This window comes from Streptomyces sp. NPDC054956 (genome assembly GCF_053609185.1).
The window spans coordinates 1-3,908 of the sequence record NZ_JBSGXB010000476.1; the positions used below are offsets into that span (position 1 = coordinate 1).

The 3,908-nt window shown below is 74.3% G+C and carries 4 protein-coding genes; 1 reads left to right on the forward strand and 3 read right to left on the reverse strand.

The genetic code is table 11. From position 1 onward, the window contains the following. Window positions 1-135: 135 nt before the first annotated feature. The 3 genes from ACWGDE_RS36905 to ACWGDE_RS36915 are packed head-to-tail and all read right to left on the reverse strand — an operon-like array spanning window position 136 to window position 2,719. On the reverse strand, window positions 136-1,326 hold the full coding sequence (locus ACWGDE_RS36905) for a thiolase family protein (RefSeq protein WP_453393454.1): 1,191 nt from the start codon (window positions 1,324-1,326) through the stop codon (window positions 136-138). Beyond that, the gene (locus tag ACWGDE_RS36910) at window positions 1,323-1,964 is read right to left on the reverse strand and encodes a CoA transferase subunit B (protein ID WP_453393455.1); all 642 of its coding nucleotides are present in this window, start codon (window positions 1,962-1,964) and stop codon (window positions 1,323-1,325) included. The genes ACWGDE_RS36905 and ACWGDE_RS36910 overlap by 4 nt, the downstream gene beginning before the upstream one ends. Next, window positions 1,961-2,719 carry a CoA transferase subunit A gene (locus ACWGDE_RS36915; RefSeq protein WP_453393456.1) on the reverse strand — a complete coding sequence of 253 codons (759 nt, stop codon included), beginning with the start codon at window positions 2,717-2,719 and terminating at the stop codon, window positions 1,961-1,963. Before ACWGDE_RS36915 ends, ACWGDE_RS36910 begins: the two co-directional genes overlap by 4 nt. A 170-nt stretch (window positions 2,720-2,889) precedes the next feature. Here ACWGDE_RS36915 and ACWGDE_RS36920 point away from each other — a divergent pair. Then, window positions 2,890-3,908: IclR family transcriptional regulator (locus ACWGDE_RS36920; RefSeq protein ID WP_453393457.1), on the forward strand; the 1,019-nt coding region annotated here is incomplete at its 3' end.

Sequence of the window (3,908 nt, forward strand, 5' to 3'; positions counted from 1 at the left end):
CCGCCCCGCGCTCCTTCTTAACCTCGCATTCCCGCGCCGGGTGCGTCAGATCAGTATACCCGCGCGGCCGACGGGGACGCGCCGGGCCGTGATCTCCTTCGATATCTCTTTCTGCGTCACTGTCATGATGGTCCGTCACCTTTCCAGTACGAGGGCGAGGCCTTGGCCGACGCCTATGCAGAGGGTGGCGAGTCCGGTGCCCGAGCCGGCCGCGGCCAGCTGGTGGGCCACGGATCCGGCGAGCCGGGCACCGGAGGCGCCGAGCGGGTGGCCGAGGGCGATCGCGCCGCCGCGCGGGTTGACGACGGCGGGGTCGAGCTCGGGCCATTCCGCGAGGCAGCCGAGCGCCTGGGCGGCGAAGGCCTCGTTGAGTTCGAGGGTGGTGAGGCCGTCGAAGGTGCGCCCGGCCCGGGCGAGGGCGCGCCGGGTGGCTTCGACGGGTCCGAGGCCGAAGTACGCGGGATCGATGCCGCTGACGGCCGACGCGGTGATCCGGGCCAGTGGTTCGCGGCCGGTGGCCCGCAGGCCCGCCTCGTCGGTGATCAGCAGGGCGGCGGCGCCGTCGTTGAGCGGCGAGGAGTTGCCGGCGGTGACGGTTCCGTCGGTCCGGAAGGCGGGCCGCAGGCGCGCCAGGGCCTGCGCGGAGGTGTCCTCGCGCACGGACTCGTCGCGGACGAGGCCGGTGCCGTCCACGGGGACGATCTCGGGGTCGAAGGAGCCGGCGTTCCGGGCCGCGGCGGCCTTGCGGTGGCTGTCGAGCGCGTAGGCGTCCTGGGCCTCGCGCCCGATGCCGTGCTTCTCCGCGACACGTTCGGCACCCTCGCCGAGGGAGGCCGTCCAGTCGGCGGGCATCCGGGGGTTGACCATGCGCCAGCCGAGGGTGGTGGAGTACATCTCCTGGTGGCCGGCGGGGAAGGCGCGCGCCGGCTTGGGCAGCACCCAGGGGGCGCGGCTCATGGATTCGACCCCGCCCGCGACCACGATCGAGGCGTCCCCGACGGCGACGGCGCGGTAGGCCTGGATCACTGCCTCCAGGCCGGAGCCGCAGAGCCGGTTGACGGTGACGCCGGGGACGGAGACGGGCAGTCCGGCCAGCAGGACGGCCATCCGGGCCACGTCGCGGTTCTCCTCGCCGGCGCCGTTGGCGTTGCCGAGGATCACGTCGTCGATGCGGGCCGGGTCGAGTGCGGGGGTGCGCCCGAGGAGGGCGCCGAGGACGTGTGCGGCCAGGTCGTCGGGGCGGACCGTGCTGAGCGCGCCGCCGTACTTGCCGACGGGGGTGCGTACGGCGTCGACGATGTAGACGCCGCCGGGGGTGGTCCTCACCGGGCCGCTCCCGTCTCCAGGGGCGCCGCGGTGCGGTGGGCGATCTCCTCGACGGTGACGCCGGGGGCCGTCTCGACGAGGCGCAGCCCGTCCTCGGTGACGTCCAGGACGCCGAGGTCGGTGATGATCCGGTCGACGCAGGTCCGGCCGGTGAGGGGCAGGGTGCACTCCTCGACGATCTTGGGGGTGCCGTCCTTGGCGGTGTGCTCCATGAGCACGATCACCCGGCGGGCGCCGTGGACGAGGTCCATCGCGCCGCCCATGCCCTTGACCATGCGGCCGGGGACCGCCCAGTTGGCGAGGTCGCCGCGGGCGGAGACCTGCATGGCGCCGAGGACCGCGGTGTCGATGTGGCCGCCGCGGATCATGCCGAAGGAGAGCGCGGAGTCGAAGAAGGAGGCGCCCGGCAGGACGGTGACCGTCTCCTTGCCCGCGTTGACGAGGTCGGGATCGACCTCGTCCTCGTACGGATAGGGGCCGACTCCGAGGAGTCCGTTCTCCGAGTGGAGGACGACGTCGACGCCGTCGGGGAGGAATCCGGGCACCCGCGTGGGCAGTCCGATCCCGAGGTTGACGTACGAACCGTCGTCGAGCTCGCGGGCGGCGCGGGCCGCCATCTCGTCCCTGGTCCAGCTCATCGGGTCCGTACCGTCCTTCGTTCGATGCCCTTGTCGGCGGCCTGTGCGGGGGTGAGCGCCAGCACCCGCTGGACGAAGACGCCCGGCAAGTGAACCTGGTCGGGGTCCAGTTCGCCCGGCTCGACCAGCTCCTCCACCTCGGCGACGGTGACGCGGCCGGCCATGGCGGCGAGGGGGTTGAAGTTGCGGGCCGAGCGGGCGAAGACGAGGTTGCCGTGGCGGTCGCCGCGGGCGGCGCGGACCAGGGCGAAGTCGGTGGTGATGCCGTGTTCGAGCACGTGCGCGCGGCCGCCGTAGGTACGCACCTCCTTGGGCGGGGAGGCGACGGCGACGGCGCCGTCGGGCCCGTACCGCCAGGGCAGTCCGCCGTCGGCGGCCTGGGTGCCGACGCCCGCCGGGGTGAAGAAGGCGGGGATTCCGCAGCCTCCGGCGCGCAGCCGCTCGGCGAGGGTGCCCTGGGGGGTGAGTTCCAGTTCCAGTTCGCCGCCCAGGTAGCGGCGGGCGAACTCCTTGTTGTCGCCGATGTAGGAGCCGGTGACCCGGCTGATCCGGCCGGCCGCGAGCAGGACGCCCAGGCCTCCGCCGTCGACGCCGCAGTTGTTGGAGACGACACCGAGCCCGGTGGCCCCCTGGGCGTGCAGGGCGCGGATCAGTACGTCCGGTACGCCGCTGAGCCCGAAGCCTCCTACGGCGAGCGTGGCTCCGTCGCCGATGTCCGCCACCGCTTCGGCGGCGGTTGCGACCTGTTTGTCCATGGAGTGGACCGCCTCACTGGGGATTGACGCGTGGCGTGTTCGCCTGGTGAACTTTTGTTCACTTCTTGCGCGAAGGTGAGTGTCCATCCGCGCCCGGGCCGTGTCAACGGCAGCGGGTACGGTTTCCCCGCATCCTGATCACCCCGTGACCGCCCCGAGGAGGCCGGCCGATGGAGCGAGCCACCGAGGCTCTGGGCCCACCCGAGGAGCTGGTCGGGCCGCTGGAACGCGGTCTCTCCCTGCTCCGCGTCATGGCCACCGGACCGGAACTGCGCCACCGCCCCGGGGACCTGGCCCAGGCGACGGGGCTCGCCCGCTCGACGGTCGACCGGGTCGCCACCACGTTCGTCCGCCTCGGACTGCTCCGGACCGAGGGCCGCGACCTGCTGCTCGCCCCGGGCGCGGCGGAGCTGGGCAACGCCTACCTGTCCGGCTGCGGTCTGCCGGAGCTCCTCGGCCCGCACGCCGTCGCGCTCGCCGACGCGCTGGACGAGTCGGTGTCACTGGCCGTCCCGGACGGAGACGGGGTGCGCTTCATCGCCCAGGCCACCCGCCGCCGCGCCATGGCGATCTCCTTCCGGACCGGGGACCTGCTGCCGGCCGAACGGTGCGCGCCCGGCGCCCTGTTCGCCGCCGACTGGGACGAGGAGGCGTACGCGCGGTGGCGGGAGCGGCGCGCGAAGGACCCCCTCGACTCCGGCTTCCCGTCCGTGCCGGCCAGGCCGCTCGGGGGCACCGGGGCCGGTGGGTCCGACGGGTCCGCCCCGTCCGCCCCGTCCGTCGAGTCCGTCGAGTCCGTCGAGTCCGTCGAGTCCGTCGAGTCCGTCGAGGAAAGGTTCCGCGGCCGGGTGCGGGCGGCCCGCGAGGCGGGCCTGGCGGTGGACGACCAGCTGATCGAGCCGGGGCTGATCGCGCTCGCCCTGCCCATACGGGACCCGGGCGGCTCGGTGGTCTGCGCCGTCAGCGTGGTCAGCCACACCAGCCGGCACGACACCCGGTCCCTGGCGGAGCAGGCGATGGCCCCCCTGCGCCGCGCCGTCGCCGCCATGGAGGCGGCCCTGGCCGCCCCGCCCGCCGAAGCCCCGCCCGCCGACGCCGTACCGGCCGGCGCCCCCGCGGCGGAGGGGTCCGGCAGCGCGCTCAAGGAGGAGCTCGGCTCGGGCTTCCTCCAGTCGCTCGCCCGGGGCGT